Source organism: Bradyrhizobium genosp. A, assembly GCF_049949275.1.
Classification (GTDB): Bacteria; Pseudomonadota; Alphaproteobacteria; order Rhizobiales; family Xanthobacteraceae; genus Bradyrhizobium.
Window position 1 is genome coordinate 1588584 of record NZ_CP188196.1, and the last position, 21845, is coordinate 1610428.

A 21845-nucleotide genomic window follows, 5' to 3' on the forward strand; every position below is an offset into this window, starting at 1 on the left:
GTGAGCGGGATTCGTTTCGGCAGCGCCGACGGCCGCCGGGTACGAAAAACCCGCGGATGGCGGACCACCGCGGGGCTTGAAAAATTCGATGGACTATATGGTCGCGGATGCCCGGCTTGCAAGCTCGTAGCCTCACGGGGAGCTGCGGCATGGCGCTCGGGATCCCGCCGACGCGGCGTGGCGCGCGGCCCGCCCATGGCCTATATTCGATGTGGCAGTGTTAAAATACCGGAGGCGGCGACGATGGCAGCTGCGACCGCGACCAACGACAGCCTCTGGCAGACGATACGCGACGAGGCGCGGCGCGCGACGGCCGCCGATCCTGTCTTCGGCAAATCGCTTGCCGATGCCGTCCTCGTCCATGACGATTTTGGCGCCGCCCTGGCCGATCTGATCGGGCGCAGACTTGGTGGTGGTGCCACCGAGCGTGCGCGTTTCACCGGCTTTGCCCTCGACGCCCTTCGCGGCTCGCCCGAATTGATCGAAGCGGCCGGCCGCGATTTGCAGGCCATCACACGCAGCGATCCAGCCATCGCCAGCCCGTTGGCGCCGTTGCTGCATTTCAAGGGGTATGTCGCGCTGCAGGCCTGGCGCGTCTCGAACTGGTTCTGGCTCCGCGGCCACATCGATGCGGCGCTGCTGTTTCAGAACGAGGCATCGAACGTCCTGCAGGTCAGCATCCATCCCGCGGCCCGGATCGGATCGGCTGTCTATCTCGATCACGCCACCGGCATCGTGATCGGCGCCAATGTCGTAATCGGCGACGACGTCACCATCCTGCAGAACGTCAGCATCGGCCGCAGCGGCGAACTGCCGACGCGTTCGCCCCGCATCGGCCGCGGCGTCTACATCGGCGCCGGCGCGAGCATTCTCGGCGACATCAGCATTGGCGATTTCGCAAAAATTGGCGCCGGCACGGTCGTGACGTCAGATGTGCCCGGCGGCTGCACCGCGGTCGGCAATCCCGCGCGGCTGACCAACTGCCCCGAGCCCGCCGCCTCGGCGGCGTGATTCACCCCATCATCAGCTTTCAATTGTCGGAGCGTGCAATGAAGACGGCAATCGTGATCGGCGTCGGACCGGAGCGCGGGCTAGGGGCCCAGCTCTGCAAGCGTTTTGCAGCCGAGGGGCTCAAGGTAATCGTCGCGGGCCGGACGCCGTCGGCGTTGCAGGCGGTCGTGGATGACATCGCAAAGGCTGGCGGTGTGGCCAGGCCTGTCGTCGCGGACGCGACCAGGGAGAGCGACATCGTCACCTTGTTCGATGCCGCGGGCGCAGACCTCGACCTCGCGATCTACAACGCCGGCAACAACACGCCCGGAAAGATCATCGAGATGGACGCCGATTATTTCGAGAACGCCTGGCGCGTGGTCTGCTTCGGCGGCTTCCTGTTTGGCCGCGAGGCAGTGCGCCGCATGGTGCCGAAGAAGACCGGCACGCTGCTCTTCACCGGCGCCAGCGCCTCGCTGCGCGGACGCTCCGGCTACGGCGCGTTCAACTCGGCCAAGGCCGGCGTGCGCACGCTGGCACAGGCCATGGCCAAGGAATACGCACCCGACGGCATCCATGTCGGCCATGTCGTGGTCGACGGCGCGATCGCCGGCGACAAGATATTCTCGCGCTTTCCCGACGCCGCAGGCCGCGAGGACAGCCTGATCAGCATCGAGGGCATCGTCGATGGCTTCGAATTCCTCTACCGTCAGCCCGAGCGGGCCTGGTCGTTCGAACTCGACGTGCGGACCTCGAAGGAGAAGTGGTGAGGGCGGCGCCCGAGCCTGCTTCTGCGGCCTGAGGCGCCTGCCGCATTGTGGGCAGCTCACGGCAAATATTGCCAAATTTTGTTGTCGCTTCCATATTGTCTCAGGAAAGGCGCCGACCATGAACATGAACGTCTCGCTGACCGACGAACTGCATGAGTTCATCAAGGCAAAGGTTGAGAGCGGCCGCTACACCTCGGCGAGCGAGGTCGTGCGCGAGGCTTTGCGGATCATGGAACAGACCGATGAAGCTCGCCTTGCTTTCCTGCGTCGGGCTTGGGCCGACGGCGAGGCCGGCGGTGACGCAGGCCCCGCCGACTTCGCCAATATCAAAGCCAAGGGGCGTGAGCTTCTGAAGACAGCGGGCAAGTAAGTTGGGAGAGGTTCGGCTTTCCAAGATCGCGGAACGCGACCTCCTGGAAATCTGGTTCCACATCGCCGCCGACAAGGGGGCAGAGACAGCCGACTACTGGATCGACCGCATTGAGGCGCGACTCGGCCAGCTGTCTATGTTTCCGCAATCCGGGCCGGCTCGGCCAGAAATCGCCCCTGAAGCGCGAGTGTTGGTCGTCGCCCGTTGGCTGGTGCTTTATCGGGTCATCTCCGATGGGGTGCAGGTTAATCGGGTCATTGATGCCGCGCGCGACTTGGGCGAAGTGGACCTCGCCGACGAATAATGCTGGGGCCGTCAGCGGAAATCCCGAATGTCGCTGAGATGGGCTACGTCCCCCTTGCGACGAAGGGAGCTGATCTCGCTCCGAGCCGGTAGCCTCCCACCCGGTAACACGCGACATCCTGCCTCATACCCCGCCGCCGCCCATCCCCCTGCGCGGCCTCGCTTTCCCGCAGGCAAATTTGCCCGCGGTAACCTGGCATTAACCATCGCCGGGCTCTGGTAATTATGGTCAATCGCGCCCGGAGCTGTCGTCGAGGCCCTTAGTTTTGACATCTTGGCAGGGAATGCAGGCGGCGGCTTTGGACAAGCCCCTGCACCCCAGAAAGACAAGGCTTTGAGCGGGCTTGCCGGCCGCGCCGGTGCTAGCGCGGCTGTTGGGGAACCGGCCGCCATTTGCGGGCCGGGACATAGGTAACGATCGCCTTGAGAGGATATTTCTGATGAATCCGGCCGACGTGGCTCAGTCCGCCCTTCCGGTTGCCGCCTCCGCCGACGTGTCGCTGATCGCGTTGTTCTGGCAGGCTCACTGGATCGTGAAATGCGTCATGCTGGGCCTGCTGTCCTGCTCGGTCTGGGTCTGGGCCATCGCGATCGACAAGATCTTCCTCTACGCCCGCACCCGCCGCTCGATGGACCGTTTCGAGCAGGCGTTCTGGTCCGGCGAGTCGATCGAGGAGCTCTATCGCACGCTCTCGGCCAAGCCGACCCATTCCATGGCAGCCTGTTTCGTGGCGGCGATGCGCGAATGGAAGCGTTCTTTCGAAAGCCACGCCCGCTCGGTCGCAGGCCTCCAGATGCGCATCGACAAGGTCATGAACGTCTCGATCTCGCGCGAGGTCGAGCGGCTGGAACGCCGGCTCCTCGTGCTCGCGACCGTCGGCTCCGCCGGCCCCTTCGTCGGCCTGTTCGGCACGGTCTGGGGCATCATGTCGAGCTTCCAGTCGATCGCGGCGTCGAAAAATACCTCTCTGGCGGTGGTGGCGCCCGGCATCGCGGAAGCACTGTTTGCCACCGCGGTCGGCCTTATCGCCGCCATTCCTGCCACTATTTTCTACAATAAGTTCACTTCCGAGGTGAACCGGCAGGCCCAGCGGCTCGAGGGCTTCGCTGATGAATTTTCGGCCATTCTGTCCCGTCAGATCGACGAGCGGGGCTGACGGACGGCATGTATAGTGTGAAGGGCAATTTGGGCACCAGATCATGGGCATGAATGTAGCCAGTTCGTCCGGAGGCGGCGGGCGCCGCAGCCGGCGCAAGCCGGTTATGGCCGAGATCAACGTCACGCCGATGGTCGACGTGATGCTGGTGCTGCTCATCATTTTCATGGTGTCGGCGCCGCTTTTGACCGTGGGCGTGCCGCTCGACCTGCCGCAGACCCAGGCCAAGAGCCTCGACCAGAACGACCAGAAGCCGCTGCAGATGTCGGTCGACATCAAGGGCAAGGTGTTCATCAACGACGCCGAGGTGGCGCTGACCGATCTGATCCCGAAGCTGAAGGCGATCACGGACGCGCGTGGCGGGCTCGAGGAACGCATCTACCTGCGCGCCGACAAGAAAGCGGATTACGGCACGGTGGCGAGGGTGATGGGCCTGTTGTCGGGTGCGGGCTTCAAGAAGCTGGCGCTCGTCACCGAGGCGGATCAGGGGTCCTAGGCCGGTGAAGGTGAACGTCGACAAGACACTCGTTGCGTCGATTGCCCTCCACGTCCTCGTGATTGGATGGGGGTTGCTGACCTTTAGCAGCAAGGCCTTCATCGCGCCGGAAGAGTCGCTGCCGATCGACATCATCTCAACCGACCAGCTCGCGCAGATCACCAACGGACAGAAGACCGGCAAGAAGGAAGAGCCGAAGCCCAAGGTCGAGAAGATCGCCGAGGCCAAGCCGGAGGAAGATTCCGTCGGCAAGGTCACCGAGAAGAAAGAGCTGATCAAGACCAATTCGACGCCGGAGCCGCCGCCGAAGCCTGTCGAAAAGCCGGTCGAGAAGAAGCCCGATCCGCCGAAGCCGGTCGCGGAGACCAAGCCCAAGGAAGAGCCAAAGCAAGAGCCGAAGCCGCAGGAGAAGAAGCCTGATCCGGCCAAGGAAGATCCGATCGCGGAGCTGCAGAAGAAGCTGGAGACCAAGAAGCCGCCACCCAAGCCGGTGGAGCAAAAGGTCGCGGCCGTGCAGCCGCAGCAGCAGCCGAAGCCCAGGGAGCGCAGCTTCGACCCCGCGCAGATTCAGCGCGACCTCGACAAGCGTGCTGCGACCCGGTACGAGCTCGCCGGCTCGGCGCTGAATGCGTCCGCCGCGTTGGGCTCGACGTCCGGGACGGCCGCCACCAATGTCGCGACCTGGCAAGGTGCATTCCAGGGCGCGGTCAAGCGCTGCTTCACGCCCACCTATAACGGACAGGACGCCAACCAGTACGAAGCCGACATCGACATTCCCATGAGGATCGACGGATCGCTCGCGTCCGAGCCCGTCATCGTCGCGGTGCGAGGACCGTCGCGGCCGATCGCCCAGGCGGTCGCGGAGAGCGCAAAGCGCGCCATCGTGCAGTGCCAGGTCTATTCGTTCCTGCCGAAGCAGCAATACGACAGCTGGAAGCTCATTCCGATGACTTTCGGCCTAAAAGACATGTTGTGACATCCGAACAAAAGAATTTTGCGATGAATGACGTTCGATCGATGAACCGCCGCCGCTTCATGACCCTGACCGGATCGACACTCGCGTTGCTCGGGGGCGGTCAAGCCTTCGCCCAGCAGCCGCAGCAGGGGCGCCTCCGCATCGATCCCACCGAATTCCGTCCGATCCCGATCGCGATCACCAACTTCGTGCCGGGCTCGCCTGCCGACGGCGATGTCAGCAACGGCGTCACCCAGGTCATCACCAACAATCTGAAGCGCTCGGGCCTGTTCGCTCCGATCGACCAGGCCGCCTTCATCGAGCGCATCAGCAACATCGACGTCGCGCCGCAATTCCAGAACTGGAAGACCCTCAATGCGCAGGCGCTCGTCACCGGCCGCATGACGCGGCAGCCGGACGGCCGCCTCAAGGCCGAATTCCGCCTGTGGGATGTGGTCACCGGCCAGCAGCTCGCCGGCCAGCAATATTTCACCTCGCCGGAATATTGGCGCCGGATCGCCCACATCATCTCCGACCAGATCTATGAGCAGATGACCGGCGAAAAGGGCTATTTCGACAGCCGAGTCGTGTTCGTCGACGAGTCCGGGCCGAAGGAGCGCCGCGTCAAGCGGCTCGCGATGATGGACCAGGACGGCGCCAATGTGCGCTATCTGACCCGCGGCGCCGATCTCGTGCTGACGCCGCGCTTCTCGCCGAACTCGCAAGAGATCACCTATATGGAGTTCGGGCAGGGCGATCCGAAGGTCTATCTGTTCAACATCGAGACCGGTCAGCGCGAGATCGTCGGCAATTTCCCCGGTATGACCTTTGCGCCGCGCTTCTCGCCGGACGGCCAGCGCGTGATCATGAGCCTGCAGCAGGGCGGCAATTCCAACCTGTTCGTGATGGATTTGCGCTCGCGCTCGACCACGCGCCTCACCGACACGCCGGCGATCGACACGTCTCCGTCTTACTCGCCGGACGGCACCCGCATCTGCTTCGAGTCAGATCGCGGCGGCAGGTCGCAGATCTATGTGATGGCGGCGGGCGGCGGACAGGCGCAGCGCATCTCCTTCTCCAAGGACGATAACAACGCCACCTATTCGACACCGGTGTGGTCGCCGCGCGGCGATTACATCGCCTTCACCAGGCAGGGCGGCGGGCAGTTCTCGATCGGCGTCATGAAGCCGGACGGCTCCGGCGAGCGGCTCCTCACCTCGGGCTATCACAATGAGGGCCCGACCTTCTCGCCGAACGGCCGCGTGCTGATGTTCTTCCGCGATCCCGGCGGCAATAGTGGACCGTCGCTGTTCTCCGTCGACATTTCCGGCCGCAACGAGCTGAAGGTGCCGACGCCGGGCTTCGCCTCCGATCCGGCGTGGTCGCCGCTGCTGTCCGCGACCGCAGGCCAGTAGACTGCGCGCGCGTCCGGCAACGCGCGATGTTTTTCGAAAAAAAAGCGCCGATTTTTCGGGTTTTTGCATGCGCGGCAAGCTTTCCTTCACCTTGTGCCCGGCAAAGCTTGCCTAGTTGCTTGATGTTTCAGCAGAAACAGTTTCGCTATTGCCGAAAAACAACTCGACTTTAACGATGTTCCCTCAGAAAGGCTTCATCTGGTCTGGGTAAAAGTACGCGTCAAACAGGACGCGCGTACAAAACCCAAATGCAGTTCGCTAGCCAGACCGGTAAATCCGATCGAGGACAGACCGCACCCCCGGTGTCGGCAGCGCTGAATGATTCCCTGTTCGAAGCGCCCGGTCCGCTGCTTGCGGGTATCGTCTTCGTGGCCATCGGGGCCGCCATCACGGCGCTGAGGACCGGACAAACTCTGACCTGGGCAACGGTGGCGCTGATCATCCTGGCCGGAGCTCTCCGGTTGTTCGATCTGCGGCGCTTCCTGCCGCGCAAAGCCAGTCTGACCGCCGAAGAAGCTGTGGTCTGGCAAAGGCGCTATCTGATCGGCGCGCTGATCCAGGCCGCTGCAATTGGAACATGGTGCGCGCTCGCTTTGGTGAGCACTGACGACGCCGTCGTCCACATGATCGCCCTCTCCATCACCACAGGGATCGTCGGGGGAGGCGCCGGACGGGCCTACGGGCGGCCATCGATATACCATCTGCAGGCCGGCCTCATGTTCGGTCCCGCCGTCATCGCGCTGGCATCGCACGGCACGCCCTACTACATCGCCATGGCCCTCGTGAGCGCCGCATTCCTGCTGGCGATCATGCAGCTCTCGGCCAATCTGCACAGAATATTCATGCGCGCGGTCGTGGCTCGTGAGCGCGAAGCCGCGCTCGCCGGCCAGTTCGATACTGCCTTGAACAACATGCCGCACGGTCTATGCATGTTCCGCGTCGACAGGCAGCTCGCGGTGATGAATCACCGGTTCAGCGAGATGCTGGACCTCCCCAACGATCTCGCCCGGAACGGCGTCAGTGCGCGTGAAATCCTGGCCGCGTGCGTCAGCTCCGGCTCGATCTCGGCCGGGAGCGGCGAGATGATCGTCACCGAGATCGAGAATTCGCATGCGAACGAGATCGTGACCGTCGATCCCGACGCGCAGAGAAACCGGTCATTGTCCTGGACGGTCCAGCCGATGGCCGACGGCGGCGCAGTGCTGCTGCTCGAGGACGTGACCGAGCGGCGCAATGCCGAGGCCAAGATCACCCATCTTGCCCGTTACGACGAATTGACGGCGCTCCCCAACCGCGTCCATTTCCGCAACGAGATCGAATCCCTGCTAGCGGCCTCGCGTCATTCCGACCGGCTCTCCGCGCTGCTGTTCGTGGACCTCGACCAGTTCAAGCAGGTCAACGACACGCTCGGCCATCCCTGCGGCGACCAGCTCCTCTGTGCGGTGGCCAACCGCCTGCGCGAGATGTTGCGGCCCGAGGATTTCGTCGCCCGCTTCGGTGGCGATGAGTTCGTCGTATTCCAGCAGAATATCAATGCGGCCGAGGATGCCGCGAGCCTTGCCCGCCGCATCGTCGAGCGCCTGAGCGAGCGCTACCGGATCGACAATCACCTGGTCGAGATCGGCGCCAGCGTCGGCATCGCGCTGACCTCGCCGGAAGGCGTCAGCGCCGACACGCTGCTCAAGAATGCCGACATGGCGCTCTACCGCGCCAAGGCCGACGGCCGCGGCACGTTCTGTTTCTTCCGCGACGAGATGGCGGCCACCGTCGAGGCCCGCCGCATCCTCGAGCTCGACCTGCGCAAGGCGCTTGCCAACGAGGAGTTCGAGCTGTTCTACCAGCCGCTGGTCAATCTGAAGTCCGGCAAGATCACCACCTGCGAAGCGCTGCTGCGCTGGAATCATCCGGTGCGCGGCACGGTCTCGCCGGTCGACATCATCCCGGTGGCCGAGGACATGGGCCTGATCGTCGATCTCGGCCGCTGGATCCTGCGCCGCGCCTGCATGGAATGCATGAAGTGGCCGGAGAGCGTTAGCGTCGCCGTCAACTTCTCGCCGCAGCAATTCCACCAGCGCGACGTGCTGAGCGAGATCCGCTACGCGCTCGAAGTGTCGGGCCTGCCGGCGCACCGTCTCGAGATCGAGATCACCGAATCCTCGCTGCTGCGCAACACCCAGCTCACGCACGATATCCTATCGCAGCTGCATGCGCTCGGCGTGCGCATCTCGCTGGACGATTTCGGCACCGGCTATTCGAGCCTCAGCTATCTGCACAACTTCCCGATGCAGAAGGTCAAGATCGACCGCTCCTTCCTCGAGGGCATCGACACCGACCGCCCGCTGACGCTGTTGCGCGGCGTGGCGCGGCTGTCGGCCGACCTCGGCATGGCGGTCGTGGTCGAGGGCATCGAGACCAACGAGCAGCTCGAGCTGGTGAGCGCCGACGGCACCGTCTCCGAAGGGCAGGGCTACCTGTTCAGCCGGCCCGTTCCGGCCGTCCGGATCCGTCAACTGCTCGACGCCTCGCATGGTCGCCGCATCGCGGACGCTCAGATCGTCGCGATCTCCTCGCGGTCGTTCGGTTAGCTTCGCGCTCCCGGGGGTCGCTATTTCCTCAATGTTTCCCTGTGTTTCCCCGGGGATTTACGGGCCGTGATCCTTAACCCTAACGGTTCGAATCCTTTGCAATCCGGTTAAGGAGTCATTAATCTCGTCCACACTCGCGGAAGTTGCCTGCGTGGCGGGAGTATCAGATGAAGTCAGGAGCCGAGCCGCGCGCGCCGCTCGAAATTCGAGGGGCAGGGTTGTTCGACCGGCTCGACTATCGCCTCGTCGAAACCCCCGAGGACCGTGATGCGGTCTACGCGATGCGCTACCGGGCCTACCTGCACGGCGGACTGATCTCGCCGAACGCGTCCCAGCGGATCATCGACACTTACGACGATGCACCCAACGCCTGGATATTCGGAATCTATCTCGACGGAGAACTCTGCAGTTCTCTGCGCCTTCACGTCCTGACGTCAGAATGGCGGATGTCCTACACCACTGAATTGTTCGGCGATGTTCTCAATTCTCGCCTGGCTCGAGGCGAGGTTTTCGTCGATCCCGCGCGCTTTGCTGCAGATCCGGACAAGAGCCAGCGGTTTCACGAGCTTCCTTATCTGACGCTGCGGCTGGCCTATCTGGCCTGCGATCATTTCAACGCCGATCTCGGACTTGCGATGGTGCGTACGGATCATCAGGCGTTTTATCGCCGGATCTTCCTGCATGAGACCCTCACGGAGCCGCGTCCGTTCCCGGGCTGGCATTCGAGGAAGGTGGTCCTGATGGCCTCCGATTTCGCCAAGCTTCGGGAGCGGGTCTTGACCCGCTTTCCGATCATGCGCTCGAGCGCCTTTGAGCGAAGGATGCTGTTCGATCGTGCCGGCCAGACCCAGGCTGTGTCCCGGCCGGTGCTCGTTCCAGCCGCCACCGTGGCCTGATCGGCTAGCGCCGGTTGCCGCCAAGGTCCCGCAACGGCCCAAAATTCCAGCAGACCCGGCGTTTTTGTCGGCCAAGGCGGGTTGCCTTCACCCTCGCGCCACATTTACAACCCATTAACCATGGCGGGTGCTTTTCGCTGGTTGGGGGCATTTGACCGGCTGAGGCAAGGTTCCGTCAAGGTTGACGGAACGTTCGCTTAACCAACCCCCTGTAGACCGGACAGCAGTGGACGAACGTGAGCGTGGAGGCTCCGGAATGAAATATCCTATGCGTATCCTCCAGGGATTGAAGCTGGCCGCGGTGCTTGCCATTGCCCTGTCGATGGGCGCCTGCGCCAACAAGAATTTGGGTATGGACGCGAACGCGAGCGCGGCGACGCCGGGCAGCCAGCAGGACTTCGTCGTGAACGTCGGCGACCGCGTGTTTTTCGAGAGCGACCAGACCGATCTGACCCCGCAGGCGATCGTGACCCTCGAAAAGCAGGCGCAGTGGCTGCAGACCTATCCGCGCTACTCCTTCACCATCGAAGGTCACGCCGACGAGCGCGGCACCCGCGAATACAACATCGCGCTCGGCGCCCGCCGCGCCCAGTCGGTGCGCTCGTTCCTCGCCTCGCGCGGCATCGATGCGAACCGCATGCGCACGATCTCCTACGGCAAGGAGCGCCCGGTCGCCGTCTGTAACGACATCTCCTGCTGGTCGCAGAACCGTCGCGCTGTGACCGTGCTGAACGCAAGCTCCTGACGTTCAGTCAGCCGCTGTTCATCTTCAGAAACCGATGATGCCGGCGCCCTCTCGGGCGCCGGTTTCGTTTCAGCGAACTGTGACAGAAACCCCGTGGTGCCAGTCACATTTTTGGCGTACTGCCTTTCAAAGTGTGGCGCGTCGCATGTTCCGTCGCCAATTTTGTTTTCGTCGTCAGGGCAAGATGTCATCCAAATTCAAGGCAATTAACGGCACCGTGGCGTTCGCCGCGCTGCTCTCTTTGTGCGCGCCCGCCTTCGCCCAGTCGGACGACGGCGACCCCGAGATGCGGATCGAGCGGCTGGAGAACCAGCTGCGCCAGCTCACCGGCCAGAACGAAGAGCTGCAATATCGTAACCGCCAGCTCGAAGATCGCATCCGGCAGCTCGAGGGCGGTGCGCAAGGTGCGCCCGGACAGGTGCCGGCCCAGCCTAACGTCGCGGCCGTGCCGCCCGCGCAGGTCGCCCCTGGCTATCGCCAGCAGCCGCAGCAACAGCCCGCGCAGCCGAATTACGAGCAGCCGCAGATCGCGGCTCCCGCGCCGATCGTTCAGGAGCAGCCGGGTCCTGGCGCCCCCGGCACGCGCCGCCGCGGTGATGCGTTCGACCCGAGCCAGAGTCCGAATGCGCCGGGCTCACCGCGCGCGCTCGGTGGCGGCCAGCAGCCGATGCCGGCGGGAGCGCCGCTCGATCTCTCCAACAATGGCGGCCGCTATCCGCAGGCGACCGCGCCAGCCCAGCCGGGCTATCCGCCCGCCCAGCAGGGCTATCCCGCGCCGGCTGGCGGTCCGGCTCTCGCGACCCTGCCGCCCTCGGCGACGCCGCGCGACGAGTTCGATCTCGGCATCGGCTATATGCAGCGCAAGGACTATGCGCTCGCCGAGCAGACCATGAAGAATTTTGCGGCGAAATATCCGAGCGACCCGCTGCTTGGCGACGCGCAATACTGGCTCGGCGAAAGCTATTTCCAGCGCCAGCAATATCGCGACTCGGCAGAGGCCTTCCTCGCCGTCACCACCAAGTACGACAAATCCGCCAAGGCGCCGGATGCGCTGCTGCGGCTCGGCCAGTCGCTCGCCGCGCTGAAGGAGAAGGAAGCCGCCTGCGCTGCCTTCGGCGAGGTCGGCCGCAAATATCCGCGCGCCTCGGCCGGCGTCAAAGCCGCCGTCGACCGCGAGCAGAAGCGGGTGAAGTGCTGACCTGCGCTCGCTGACAACGCGGACGGCGCTGCGCTAGAATTGCGCCCGCCATTCACTGGCGATAGCTGGGCCGCGTCATGTCAGACGACGACAATTCTCCGATCTCCGCACGCGCGGCGAAGCAGCTCTTCGCCGAGCTCAAGAGCGCGCCGGCGCTGGTGCTCGCGGTCTCCGGCGGGCCCGACTCGGTCGCGCTGATGTGGCTCGCGGCGCGCTGGCGGCGCAGCCTCGCGCGCGGCCCGGAGCTCACCGCCGTCACCGTCGATCACGGCCTGCGACCGGAGGCGGCGCGCGAGGCGCGTGAGGTCAAACGGCTCGCCGTGGAGCTCGGACTGACGCACCGGACCCTGCGCTGGCGCGGTCCAAAGCCGGCGACAGGATTGCCGGCCGCGGCACGCGAAGCCCGCTACCACCTGCTCGCGCAGGCGGCGCGCTCAGCCGGCGCGAGCCATGTGCTGACCGCCCACACCCGCGACGACCAGGCCGAGACCCTGTTGATGCGGCTGCTCCGCGGCAGCGGCATTGCCGGGCTGTCGGCGATGGCGCGCCTCACCACGCGCGACGGCCTCGTGCTGGCGCGCCCGCTGCTCGACGTGCCGAAATCGCAGCTCATCGCGACCCTGAAGCGGGCCAAGGTTAGTTTCGCCGATGATCCCACCAACCGCGACGCGGCCTTCACGCGGCCACGGTTGCGGGCGCTGCTGCCGCAGCTCGCAGCCGAGGGCGGCGATGCCCGCACCTTGGTCCGGCTTTCGGCGCGGCTCGCCCGGGCCAATGCGGCGGTCGAGGTGCTGACCGACGGCGCCGAGCGCTTCCTCCGTTTGCGCGATCGCGGCGATGCGCCGCAGCCGGGCGTTCGGAGTTTCGAGGCCGCGGCCTTTGTCGCCCTGCCGGAAGAAGTCCGGCTGCGGCTCTTGCTGCGGGCGATCGACGCGCTCGGGCACGAGGGGCCGGCGGAACTCGGCAAGGTCGAGGCCCTGCTGGCCGCGCTCGATCGGGCCATGCTCGATCAGGACATTCGCAATAAGGGCATGGCGGCTCGCTCCCGCGCCCCCGCAAATGGCCGTGCCATCCTGAAGCAGACCCTGGCGGGAGCCTTGATCAGCCTTGCCGGGGGGCGTATCCACATCGCGCCCGCACCGGCCCGGCGGTCCCCAAGGGACGTGAAGCAGACGTGAAGGGGGCTTGAAGGGCGGATGAGGGCGGATCATGACACCGGCCGTTTCGACCGCCCGCCGTCAGGACACCTTAACCAGGCAGGAAAAACCCCGGCTTCGATGCCATTATTTGAGCGGGAATCGCTCTAAGATGGGATAAATAGTCCCATCTCGTTCCCTTGGCAGCGACCGGGGCGGCACCTAAATTGTATGCGTCTAACCGAGAGGATTCCTTGGGGATTTTCTCTAGTGTGCCCAAGGATGAGGCCGCGATCCGCGCGACCACGAAGGAAGATCGATGAACGCCAATCTGCGCAATTTCGCCCTCTGGGTCATCATTGTTTTGCTGCTCTTGGCGTTGTTCACGCTCTTCCAGAATCCGGGTCAGCGGGCCTCCTCGCAGGACATCGCCTTCTCGCAGCTGCTGAGCGAAGTTGACCAGGGCCGTGTCCGCGACGTCGTGATCCAGGGGCCTGATATCCACGGCACCTTCACCAACGGCTCCAGCTTCCAGACCTATGCGCCGAGCGACCCGACGCTGGTGAAGCGCCTGTACGACAGCAAGGTGCAGATCACCGCGAAGCCGCCCGGCGACAACGTGCCGTGGTTCGTCTCGCTGCTGGTTTCCTGGCTGCCGTTCATTGCGCTGATCGGCGTCTGGATCTTCCTGTCGCGGCAGATGCAGGGCGGCGCCGGCAAGGCGATGGGTTTTGGCAAGTCGCGCGCGAAGATGCTGACGGAGGCCCATGGCCGCGTCACCTTCGAGGACGTTGCCGGCGTGGACGAAGCCAAGCAGGATCTGCAGGAGATCGTCGAATTCCTGCGCGACCCCGGCAAATTCCAGCGCCTAGGCGGCCGAATTCCGCGTGGCGTGCTGCTGGTCGGCCCTCCCGGCACCGGTAAGACCCTGATCGCGCGTGCGGTCGCGGGCGAAGCCAACGTGCCGTTCTTCACCATCTCCGGTTCGGACTTCGTCGAAATGTTCGTCGGCGTCGGCGCCAGCCGCGTCCGCGACATGTTCGAGCAGGCCAAGAAGAACGCGCCCTGCATCATCTTCATCGACGAAATCGACGCGGTCGGTCGTCACCGTGGCGCCGGTCTCGGCGGCGGCAATGACGAGCGCGAGCAGACGCTGAACCAGCTGCTGGTCGAGATGGACGGCTTCGAGGCGAACGAGGGCGTGATCCTGATCGCCGCGACCAACCGTCCCGACGTGCTCGATCCCGCGCTGCTGCGTCCGGGCCGCTTCGACCGCCAGGTCGTGGTGCCGAATCCCGACGTCGTCGGCCGCGAGCAGATCCTCAAGGTCCACGTCCGCAAGGTGCCCTTGGCGCCGGATATCAACCTCAAGACCATCGCGCGCGGCACCCCGGGCTTCTCCGGCGCCGACCTGATGAACCTCGTCAACGAAGCCGCCTTGACCGCTGCGCGCCGCAACAAGCGCATGGTGACCCAGGCCGAGTTCGAGGAAGCCAAGGACAAGGTGATGATGGGCGCCGAGCGCAAGTCGCTCGTCATGACCGAGGAAGAGAAGCTCTTGACGGCCTATCATGAGGGCGGCCACGCCATCGTCGGCCTCAACGTGCCCGCGACCGATCCGATCCACAAGGCGACCATCATCCCGCGCGGCCGTGCACTCGGCATGGTCATGCAGCTCCCCGAGCGCGACAAGCTGTCGATGTCGCTGGAGCAGATGACCTCGCGCCTCGCCATCATGATGGGCGGCCGCGTCGCCGAAGAGCTGATCTTCGGACGCGAGAAGGTGACGTCCGGTGCGGCCTCCGACATCGAGCAGGCCACCCGCCTTGCCCGCATGATGGTGACGCGCTGGGGCCTGTCCGAAGAGCTCGGCACCGTCTCTTACGGCGAGAACCAGGACGAGGTCTTCCTCGGCATGTCGGTGTCGCGGACGCAGAACGCCTCTGAAGCGACCGTCCAGAAGATCGACTCCGAGATCCGGCGTCTGGTCGAGGAAGGCTACAAGGAAGCGACCCGCATCCTCACCGAGAAGCACGCCGACCTCGAAGCCTTGGCAAAAGGCCTGCTCGAGTTCGAGACGCTGTCCGGCGACGAGATCATCGACCTGCTCAAGGGCAAGAAGCCCAACCGCGAGTCCGTGCTCGAGCCGACCACGCCGCGCGCCTCCGCCGTGCCTCCGGCCGGCAAGCCGCGCCCGCGGCCCGATCCGGATCCCGGCCTGGAGCCGCAGCCGCAGGCGTAACGCCCGCGTCTCATGGCCGGCACTTCCGGCAGACCGATTGTGCAAAAGCTCGGCATCAAGCCGGGCTTTTGTATTTTCGTGGACGGTCTTGCGGCGCCCTATCGCGATATCGTCGGTGAATTGCCCGACGATGTGACGATCGCGAAGACCGCCAAGCCGCCGCTCGACATGGTGCATCTCTTCGCGGCCGAGGCCAAAGGCCTCGCAGCGAAGCTGCGCAGCTACCGCAAGGCGATCGCGCCGGATGGGATGATCTGGGCGTCCTGGCCGAGGAAAGCGTCCGGCGTCGCGACTGACGTCACCGAAGCATTGGTGCGCGAGACTGCGCTCGCCAACGGCCTCGTCGATATCAAGATCTGCGCCGTCGACGGCGTCTGGTCCGGCCTGAAGCTCGTGATCCCCGTCAAGGACCGCGCGAAGCTCGCGAAATAACTCCGGCCGCAGCACCGCTTTCGTAGGTCGCTTTGGTGAGTTGCAGACGGGGCATTGATGGCTGGTGCGGGCTCCGCATTCAGGAGGATAAACGAAGCCAGGCGTCCTTGCTCGCCAGCGTGCCGTCCGGAGTAGTTATCTCCATGTCCACGACATGCAGGGAGCCAGGCTGGTCTCCGTAGATATATTTGAGGTGCCACACGCGGCCCAGGTCCGGCGTAATGACAAAGTCGTCCAGTCCGTCGGTAATCGCCCGGACGGCCTCACGGTGCGTCAGTGGCGCGGAAAACATCGCATCGATCAAGCTGGCCAGGCTCATGCCTTCGACCAGCATCATTCGCGCGACTTCGTCTCCATAGACGTGGCGAAGCGCTGACACGATGGCAGCGATAGCGTCCGGATTTTTCAATGACACGGAAAAGCGAGCCTCCGCCTCCATGATGCCGGAGGCGGATCAATCTGCGCAAGTCGTCTCTCAACGGCGTCGCCGAGCAAAGGCTCGCTTGACGGCACGCGCTCAGTGCCGGTGCTTCCAGTTGCCGCGGCCCAGATACCATCCGTAGTGATGCCCACGATTGCCATGCCATCCATGGCCACGCCCGCCCCGGACTTGGATGACCGCACCGTCATCCGCCACACCGGGTGTTTTGGTCGACGTGCTGCTCTGGGCAAGAGCCGCGGGTGCAGCCAGAGCGACCGTCGACAGCAAGACGATGGCAACCTTCACGACTTTCTCCTTCTGCGTACGCTCCCTAACCAGCAGAACCCGTTCGCGTTCCAAAATCGGGAAAAATATGCAAAAGGGTCCGGCGTGAGAGCAGCCTTGCGCCGTGGTGAGCACGACAGGCCCGTACCGGCGATTGAAGCTGTGGTTTGCGATCTCTTACTTGCGCAGGCGCCAGACCATCCAACCGGGTTTCGACACGGCCTGCACTGGCTCCAGATAGTCTGGAGCTTCGCCGCGGCCGAGACGCGCGGCGAGGCCCTCCGGGGCGATGCGAACGAGATCCTCCTGATCGAAGGAGCCGTTGCACGTCAGGATGTAGTCGGCCTGCCGAGCGCGGAGCATGTCGCGCGCGGCGTCCGGTGTTTCCGTCATTGTACGCACCAAGACGAGGTTGCCGTCATTGTTGCGGTGGTAGGGACCAGCGAAGACGGAATGTCCCGTCGCGGCCAGGATCGCAGGACCCGAATCGATCGGCGCCATCACCCGCCCGCGCGGCAGGCCGGCGAGCGGCGCGGCGCTGGAGATGGTCTGGCAGGAAGCGACGGGATCGGGCATCGCGATCTTTTGTCCGCCCGTGCCGGCGGCGAGCGCCGGCCAGACCGCAAGGCCGATGCCGCCAAGTGTGGCAGGCGACACCAGCAGTGCTACACGTACCAGCCGCCAACCAGCCATGACATTCGTGCGAAGCCTGACAATTCCGGCGGCGCATAGCGAGGCGGCAACGATGTTGGCGGCAGCAGCGCCGCGCAATTCCCACAGGCTCTCGCCGAACAGCGCTGCGAGCGCGACGGTCGAGACGATCCAGCGAAAGCGCGTTTGCGGCGTGCAGCCGATCATGGCAGCAACACACAGGCCGAGCGTCAGCAACGGAAAAGCATAATAACCGAGCAGTTTTTGTGGCTGCATCTGTGCCAGTTCCGTCACCGGCATGGTCTCGACGACGCGGCCAAGCCAGAAGCTGACGAGCAGGGGATCGACCTGCGCGTAGGGTGACGCAACGCAGCTCGGGTATGACTTGAAGAATGCGCACAGTAGGAGCGCACCGGCGAGCGTGCTCGCCGCCACCCGTGTCCACCAGCTCTCGCGCAGCCGGCTAACGCCGGCAACCCCGAGCAGCGCGATGCCGCCGCCCGCGCCCAACAGCAGGATGGGCCCTCCAAAGGCATCGCAGACCGGCGTGAGGAGACTGTTCATCGGGAGCAGCAGCAGCGCCAGCAGCAGCGACGACCCGGCAAGGCCCGCGCCGAAGGCGCAGGCCGGGCGCAGAACTCCAGTGCCTTTCCACACCAGCAGTCCCACGACAGCCGCGCTCGCCATGGCGATGGCGGGCAGCATTTCCAATCCGACCGACAGCGAAAGCGCAGCGAGGAATCCCGCCACGGCCGCCTTGGCCGCACGGTATTCCAGGTCGGCGACGCAGAGCACGAAGCCGAGCAGCAGCACGATCTGTAGATTGTGATGGTCGATCGCGCCGGCGCGGAAGTGGATCAGGGCAGGGATCGACAGCGCCGTGACCAGGATCGTCGCAAGCCGTGTCCACGTTCTGTCTGCCGGGGCGCTTGCCTCACTTGCGATCGTCGCTGCGAGCCATAGCGCTGCGCCCATCAACAGCGATGGCCACAGCACCAGCGTGAGCGCTTCGGCATAGTGCTGGCCGAGCAGCGGGCGGAACAGGAGGATCAGCATGGCCAGGGGCGCATCGACGATGCGGGACCAGTGCATGGCAATTCCGGGCGGGTCGAGCCGGTATTGGGTCAGGTCGAACCAGCCCTGGCCGGCCAGAAGATCGCGCACTTCGACCAGACGCATGGCGTCATCAGTCGATAGCGTGTCGAACAGGCCGGTCTTGATCGCGGGAAGTCCGAGCGCCACCACGATGATCGCCCAGGCCATCGCGAGCACGATCGCAGGCTTTGGCTCCGCGGTCGATCGTTGCACGGTCGGGGGGGCGAGCGGCGGCATTGTCCGGCGTCTCAGTTTCATTGCGCGGGCATGGGCGCGTCGCCCGTGCCCGGCTCGCCGTCCCGCACATGGATTACGGCGATGTCGTCGGCATAAAGCCGCTTCCAGCCCTTGAGGTGATCCAGGATTTGCGGTCCCGGCGTATCGGCTCCCAGCAGCGTCGAGTCGATCTTGTATTCGTCCAGCAGGCGCGGCAGCAGCTCGGGCTTCTTGCCCTCGGTGGCCTTGAAGAAGTCCATCACGAACTTCTCGCCATAGAGCTCGGCGCGGCCGTCGACGAACACCGGCACGTCACGCGAGATCAGATAGCCGCCGAACTGGTAGCCGTTGAAGATGCGCTGCACCTTGCGCTCTCGGAGCAGGTCGACGGCGGCGACCGGCGTCTGGTCCATCGTGAAGGTGAAGCGGTGATGCGACATGTAGATCGAGGTCGAGGTCCAGGCCGCGACCGCGATCATCAGCGCGCCGGTGATGGTGACGTAGCGCGCTGCCCAGCTCTCGGTGGCTTGCTCAGTATCTTGCGCGTCAGTTTGCGGCAGCGGGGATGTCTCGCCGAGCGGCTTGGCCAGCACCAGCGGCACCAGGAAGGCAAAGGCCTCGATGCTCCTGACATGGGTGAGGCCCATCCAGGTGAAGAGCAGGATCAGGAGGATGCGCGGCGGCGACAGCGCCAGGCCGCGAAACAGGCCGATCGCGATCAGACCGAGGATTGCGGCTTCGAACGCGGAGAACGAGGCGAAATTCGCCGGCATCCATTCCGAGATGACCGACAGCAATTCGCCGAGATTGAGGATGTTGGTCGCGCCCAGCAGCGTGCGCCAGCCATAGGGCGTGACGCAGGCAGCCGCCATCGCGGCGACGCCGAACAGGAACCAGCGCGCGAGCAGCCGGATCTGCTTGCCGGACTCGAGCGTCCAGATCGCCTCAAGCGCCATCGGGCCGATCAGCGCGAGGCCGAGCACGAAGCCGCCGTGAAGGTTGGCCCACAGCGACATCAGCGGCAGCCAGACCCAGGACGGCGTGACCTTGCGGTCGGCCGCATTCATGAGGATGCCGACCCAGGCGATCATCACCGGCAGCGCCAGGATGTGCGGCCGCGTCAGGATGTGGTGCAGCGACAACAGCACGGCCAGCATCGCGAACAGCACCGAGCGCGGAATTTCGAGATGCGCGTCGAGGAGGTAGACGAAGATCGCGGCCGACGCCGCGATCGCGAGCGCGGTGAGGATCACCGGCCCGGCCCAGTCCCATTGTGTGTAGGAGACCGCGAACAGGACTTGCGACAGCCACGACGTCGAGATCCAGGGCTCGCCGGGGCGCGTGAAGGAATAGAAGTCGCTATAGGGCAAGGCGTGGTGATCGAGGATCCACTGACCGATCTTGATCTGCCAGAATGAGTCGGAGTCCTGAAGCAGCGTGTCGCCGATATGGAGGAAGAAGAGATAGGCGCCAGCGCCGACACACAGCGGCACCAGCGCTCGTGCGCGGCTCTGCAGCGTAATGCTGTTGGTGAAGGATAGCGACATGCCGCCTCGTCTTGTTCTTGGTCCAGTTGGCCGAGCGGGCGGCATTTGACCATGGCGGTCATAACTTCGAGTAAATCGGCGGATCTATCTTGCCTCGTGTCCCGGCAATTTAACTGATCGTTTTAGATTTCGGTTTACCATCGGCGAATACATGCAAACGGTTCCGGATTTACGCAGTCGAATTAACTGCGGCGCAAGTCTTTGCCCTTACGTTGGGCTCCGTGGTCGGGCGGCGCTGGGAAGCCGGATAGACCAGATCAGTTGAAGCCTCGTGTATCCTTTGGAGCAGTCTATGAAGAACCTCGTTTCGCGTTTCGTGAAGGACGAATCCGGCGCCACCGCCATCGAATACGGCCTGATCGCTGCCGGCATCGCGCTGGCGATCATCACTGTCGTCAACAACCTCGGCACCACGCTGAACGCCAAGTTCGGCTCGATCTCGTCCAGCCTCAAGTAAGCTCGACGATCAACGGAATAGCGAAGAGCCCCGTCATCGACGGGGCTCTTTTGCGTTGGGTCGGAGCATCGGCGCGGGGCATTCGACAATCGGGCTTAAGCCTCCTTCAAGTCCCTCGGATGTATGGCTTGAACGCATCTGCGTCACCGTATTGCGTCAAAGGAAGCCGTATGGCCGAAGCTTCGTCCGCCCCGCCTGCTGTTGGCCGTCACGGCGCACTCCCTGCGACGCTCCTCAACATCTCCTTCGTGCTGGCGATCGTCACGCTGGCGTATTTTCCGGCGGCCTATCTCACGCATGTGTGGATCTTTGGCGCGGACGGACGCGGCATCCCGACGGACTTCGTCAATGTCTGGGCGGCCGGAAAACTGGCGCTCGAGGGCCATCCCGCGCAGGCCTGGGATTGGGACATCCAGAAGCAGGTCGAGCTTGCGCTGCTCAAGCAGGATTTTGTCGGCCATTTCGCCTGGCATTATCCGCCGCCCTTCCTGTTCGTCGCCTCTCTCCTCGCGCAGTTTCCCTATGCGGTGGCTTTCATCGGCTGGGCCGCGTTCAGCATGGTGCCCTATCTCGCCGTGATGCGCGCGATCATCGGGCGCAACGCGGGCCTGGTGCTTGCGATTGGATTTCCTGCCACCTTCATCAACATCCTGGTCGGGCAGAACGGTTTCCTCACGGCCTCTCTGATCGGCGGTATGCTTTATCTGATGCCGGCGCGACCGGTGCTGGCTGGAATCTGCTTGGGCCTTCTCAGCTACAAACCCCAATACGGATTGCTGTTTCCGCTGGTGCTGATCGCCGCCGCCGAATGGACGGTACTTTTCACCGCCGCCATCGTCACTGTGACGATGGCAGGGGCATCCTGGCTCGCATTCGGGACCGAAAGCTGGCAGGCCTTCTTCCACTGGATTCCGATGTTCTCGCAGGCCTTCCTGACCGAAGGACGGGCGCCCTGGTTCAAGATGCAGAGCATCTTCGCGCTGGTGCGCTATGTCGGCGGCACCGAGCAGCTCGGATGGATCTTCCAGTGGGTGTTGACGGCAGCAATTGCCGTTCTGCTGGTCGTGATGTGGCGGAGCAGGCTGCCCCACGCTCTGAAGGCGGCGATGCTCGCGGCGGCAACGCTGCTCACGACGCCCTATCTCTTCATGTATGATCTGGTTGTGCTGGGCATCGCGGTGGCCTTTCTCATCCGCGCCGGGCTCGATGAGGGTTTCGCGCGCCATGAGGTGATGGCCCTGGCGCTCGTCTTCGCGCTGCTTGCGACCTTCCTGTTTCTCGGGCAGCCGGTGGGCTTCCCGGCGATCCTCATCGTCTTCGGGCTGATCCTCGGCCGCTGCGCAGCCTGGCGGGCCGCCGAGGCTGCATCGATACAGCTCGCAATCACGCAACCGAATTGAGACGTTCGATCGGACTCCGATGAGGCTCCGGCGCGCGACGCTAGGGCGTGCACTCATAAACGCTCACCGTCAGCGCGTCGATG

21 protein-coding genes are annotated in these 21845 nt (G+C 64.4%); 17 read left to right on the forward strand and 4 right to left on the reverse strand.

What is annotated here, in order from left to right; genetic code table 11:
- The first annotated feature begins 243 nt into the window (after positions 1–243).
- The 15 genes from ACP2YP_RS07420 (at position 244) to ACP2YP_RS07490 (ending at position 15690) form a co-directional block, all read left to right on the forward strand.
- Entirely contained in the window at positions 244–1011 is a 768-nt protein-coding gene (locus tag ACP2YP_RS07420; RefSeq protein WP_426423339.1) for a serine O-acetyltransferase, read from the forward strand.
- A 38-nt stretch (positions 1012–1049) separates the two neighbouring features.
- Positions 1050–1760: an SDR family NAD(P)-dependent oxidoreductase gene (locus ACP2YP_RS07425; RefSeq protein ID WP_426423341.1), complete on the forward strand. Its 711-nt coding sequence runs from the start codon at positions 1050–1052 to the stop codon at positions 1758–1760.
- Positions 1761–1878: 118 nt separating this feature from the next.
- On the forward strand, positions 1879–2130 hold the full coding sequence (locus ACP2YP_RS07430; RefSeq protein ID WP_426423343.1) for a type II toxin-antitoxin system ParD family antitoxin: 252 nt from the start codon (positions 1879–1881) through the stop codon (positions 2128–2130).
- Between the two features lies 1 nt (position 2131).
- Entirely contained in the window at positions 2132–2434 is a 303-nt protein-coding gene (locus ACP2YP_RS07435) for a type II toxin-antitoxin system RelE/ParE family toxin (RefSeq protein WP_426423345.1), read from the forward strand.
- 439 nt (positions 2435–2873) lie between these two features.
- A complete protein-coding gene (gene tolQ, locus ACP2YP_RS07440) occupies positions 2874–3590 on the forward strand; it encodes a protein TolQ (RefSeq protein WP_354140477.1) in 717 nt (238 codons plus the stop codon).
- Between the two features lie 43 nt (positions 3591–3633).
- On the forward strand, positions 3634–4086 hold the full coding sequence (gene tolR / locus ACP2YP_RS07445; RefSeq protein WP_426409166.1) for a protein TolR: 453 nt from the start codon (positions 3634–3636) through the stop codon (positions 4084–4086).
- 4 nt (positions 4087–4090) lie between these two features.
- Positions 4091–5062, forward strand: coding sequence for a protein TolA (locus tag ACP2YP_RS07450; RefSeq protein WP_426423347.1), 972 nt, complete (start codon positions 4091–4093; stop codon positions 5060–5062).
- 41 nt (positions 5063–5103) lie between these two features.
- Positions 5104–6456 carry a Tol-Pal system beta propeller repeat protein TolB gene (tolB, locus tag ACP2YP_RS07455; RefSeq protein ID WP_426426069.1) on the forward strand — a complete coding sequence of 451 codons (1353 nt, stop codon included), beginning with the start codon at positions 5104–5106 and terminating at the stop codon, positions 6454–6456.
- A 248-nt stretch (positions 6457–6704) separates the two neighbouring features.
- Entirely contained in the window at positions 6705–9041 is a 2337-nt protein-coding gene (locus tag ACP2YP_RS07460; protein WP_426423349.1) for a putative bifunctional diguanylate cyclase/phosphodiesterase, read from the forward strand.
- Between the two features lie 167 nt (positions 9042–9208).
- Complete coding sequence (locus tag ACP2YP_RS07465) at positions 9209–9937, forward strand: N-acyl amino acid synthase FeeM domain-containing protein (RefSeq protein WP_426423351.1); 729 nt, start codon at positions 9209–9211, stop codon at positions 9935–9937.
- A gap of 256 nt (positions 9938–10193) precedes the next feature.
- The gene (gene pal / locus ACP2YP_RS07470; RefSeq protein ID WP_027532436.1) at positions 10194–10682 is read left to right on the forward strand and encodes a peptidoglycan-associated lipoprotein Pal; all 489 of its coding nucleotides are present in this window, start codon (positions 10194–10196) and stop codon (positions 10680–10682) included.
- Positions 10683–10866: 184 nt separating this feature from the next.
- Positions 10867–11880, forward strand: a complete 1014-nt coding sequence (gene ybgF / locus ACP2YP_RS07475; protein WP_426423353.1) for a tol-pal system protein YbgF — start codon at positions 10867–10869, stop codon at positions 11878–11880.
- 77 nt (positions 11881–11957) lie between these two features.
- On the forward strand, positions 11958–13058 hold the full coding sequence (tilS, locus tag ACP2YP_RS07480; protein WP_426423355.1) for a tRNA lysidine(34) synthetase TilS: 1101 nt from the start codon (positions 11958–11960) through the stop codon (positions 13056–13058).
- 277 nt (positions 13059–13335) lie between these two features.
- Positions 13336–15258, forward strand: coding sequence for an ATP-dependent zinc metalloprotease FtsH (gene ftsH, locus ACP2YP_RS07485; RefSeq protein ID WP_426423357.1), 1923 nt, complete (start codon positions 13336–13338; stop codon positions 15256–15258).
- A gap of 12 nt (positions 15259–15270) precedes the next feature.
- Complete coding sequence (locus tag ACP2YP_RS07490) at positions 15271–15690, forward strand: DUF3052 domain-containing protein (RefSeq protein WP_426423359.1); 420 nt, start codon at positions 15271–15273, stop codon at positions 15688–15690.
- A gap of 79 nt (positions 15691–15769) precedes the next feature.
- Here ACP2YP_RS07490 and ACP2YP_RS07495 read toward each other — a convergent pair whose 3' ends face one another.
- The 4 genes from ACP2YP_RS07495 to ACP2YP_RS07510 form a co-directional block, all read right to left on the reverse strand.
- Entirely contained in the window at positions 15770–16129 is a 360-nt protein-coding gene (locus tag ACP2YP_RS07495; RefSeq protein ID WP_426423361.1) for a hypothetical protein, read from the reverse strand.
- A gap of 78 nt (positions 16130–16207) precedes the next feature.
- Positions 16208–16417: a hypothetical protein gene (locus tag ACP2YP_RS07500; RefSeq protein ID WP_426423362.1), complete on the reverse strand. Its 210-nt coding sequence runs from the start codon at positions 16415–16417 to the stop codon at positions 16208–16210.
- A gap of 156 nt (positions 16418–16573) precedes the next feature.
- Positions 16574–18379, reverse strand: coding sequence for a hypothetical protein (locus ACP2YP_RS07505; protein WP_426423364.1), 1806 nt, complete (start codon positions 18377–18379; stop codon positions 16574–16576).
- Positions 18380–18396: 17 nt separating this feature from the next.
- Positions 18397–19905, reverse strand: coding sequence for a hypothetical protein (locus ACP2YP_RS07510; protein ID WP_426423365.1), 1509 nt, complete (start codon positions 19903–19905; stop codon positions 18397–18399).
- A gap of 292 nt (positions 19906–20197) precedes the next feature.
- On the opposite strand from ACP2YP_RS07510, the gene ACP2YP_RS07515 reads away from it, so the two are divergent.
- Together ACP2YP_RS07515 and ACP2YP_RS07520 are read left to right on the forward strand one after the other, a co-directional pair.
- Positions 20198–20362 (forward strand): Flp family type IVb pilin, encoded by a 165-nt coding sequence (locus ACP2YP_RS07515; protein WP_045002731.1) that lies wholly within the window; start codon positions 20198–20200, stop codon positions 20360–20362.
- A 170-nt stretch (positions 20363–20532) separates the two neighbouring features.
- A complete protein-coding gene (locus ACP2YP_RS07520) occupies positions 20533–21762 on the forward strand; it encodes a glycosyltransferase family 87 protein (RefSeq protein ID WP_426423366.1) in 1230 nt (409 codons plus the stop codon).
- Positions 21763–21845 lie beyond the last annotated feature (83 nt).

Excerpts from the sequence above, each read along its gene's own strand:
- ACP2YP_RS07420 (WP_426423339.1), top strand. The coding sequence starts at position 244 with ATGGCAGCTGCGACCGCGACCAACGACAGCCTCTGGCAGACGATACGC.
- ACP2YP_RS07425 (WP_426423341.1), top strand. The coding sequence starts at position 1,050 with ATGAAGACGGCAATCGTGATCGGCGTCGGACCGGAGCGCGGGCTAGGG.
- ACP2YP_RS07430 (WP_426423343.1), top strand. The coding sequence starts at position 1,879 with ATGAACATGAACGTCTCGCTGACCGACGAACTGCATGAGTTCATCAAG.
- tolQ (WP_354140477.1), top strand. The coding sequence starts at position 2,874 with ATGAATCCGGCCGACGTGGCTCAGTCCGCCCTTCCGGTTGCCGCCTCC.
- tolR (WP_426409166.1), top strand. The coding sequence starts at position 3,634 with ATGGGCATGAATGTAGCCAGTTCGTCCGGAGGCGGCGGGCGCCGCAGC.
- tolB (WP_426426069.1), top strand. The coding sequence starts at position 5,104 with ATGAACCGCCGCCGCTTCATGACCCTGACCGGATCGACACTCGCGTTG.
- ACP2YP_RS07460 (WP_426423349.1), top strand. The coding sequence starts at position 6,705 with ATGCAGTTCGCTAGCCAGACCGGTAAATCCGATCGAGGACAGACCGCA.
- ACP2YP_RS07465 (WP_426423351.1), top strand. The coding sequence starts at position 9,209 with ATGAAGTCAGGAGCCGAGCCGCGCGCGCCGCTCGAAATTCGAGGGGCA.
- pal (WP_027532436.1), top strand. The coding sequence starts at position 10,194 with ATGAAATATCCTATGCGTATCCTCCAGGGATTGAAGCTGGCCGCGGTG.
- ybgF (WP_426423353.1), top strand. The coding sequence starts at position 10,867 with ATGTCATCCAAATTCAAGGCAATTAACGGCACCGTGGCGTTCGCCGCG.
- tilS (WP_426423355.1), top strand. The coding sequence starts at position 11,958 with ATGTCAGACGACGACAATTCTCCGATCTCCGCACGCGCGGCGAAGCAG.
- ftsH (WP_426423357.1), top strand. The coding sequence starts at position 13,336 with ATGAACGCCAATCTGCGCAATTTCGCCCTCTGGGTCATCATTGTTTTG.
- ACP2YP_RS07490 (WP_426423359.1), top strand. The coding sequence starts at position 15,271 with ATGGCCGGCACTTCCGGCAGACCGATTGTGCAAAAGCTCGGCATCAAG.
- ACP2YP_RS07495 (WP_426423361.1), bottom strand. The coding sequence starts at position 16,129 with ATGGAGGCGGAGGCTCGCTTTTCCGTGTCATTGAAAAATCCGGACGCT.
- ACP2YP_RS07505 (WP_426423364.1), bottom strand. The coding sequence starts at position 18,379 with ATGCCGCCGCTCGCCCCCCCGACCGTGCAACGATCGACCGCGGAGCCA.
- ACP2YP_RS07510 (WP_426423365.1), bottom strand. The coding sequence starts at position 19,905 with ATGTCGCTATCCTTCACCAACAGCATTACGCTGCAGAGCCGCGCACGA.
- ACP2YP_RS07515 (WP_045002731.1), top strand. The coding sequence starts at position 20,198 with ATGAAGAACCTCGTTTCGCGTTTCGTGAAGGACGAATCCGGCGCCACC.
- ACP2YP_RS07520 (WP_426423366.1), top strand. The coding sequence starts at position 20,533 with ATGGCCGAAGCTTCGTCCGCCCCGCCTGCTGTTGGCCGTCACGGCGCA.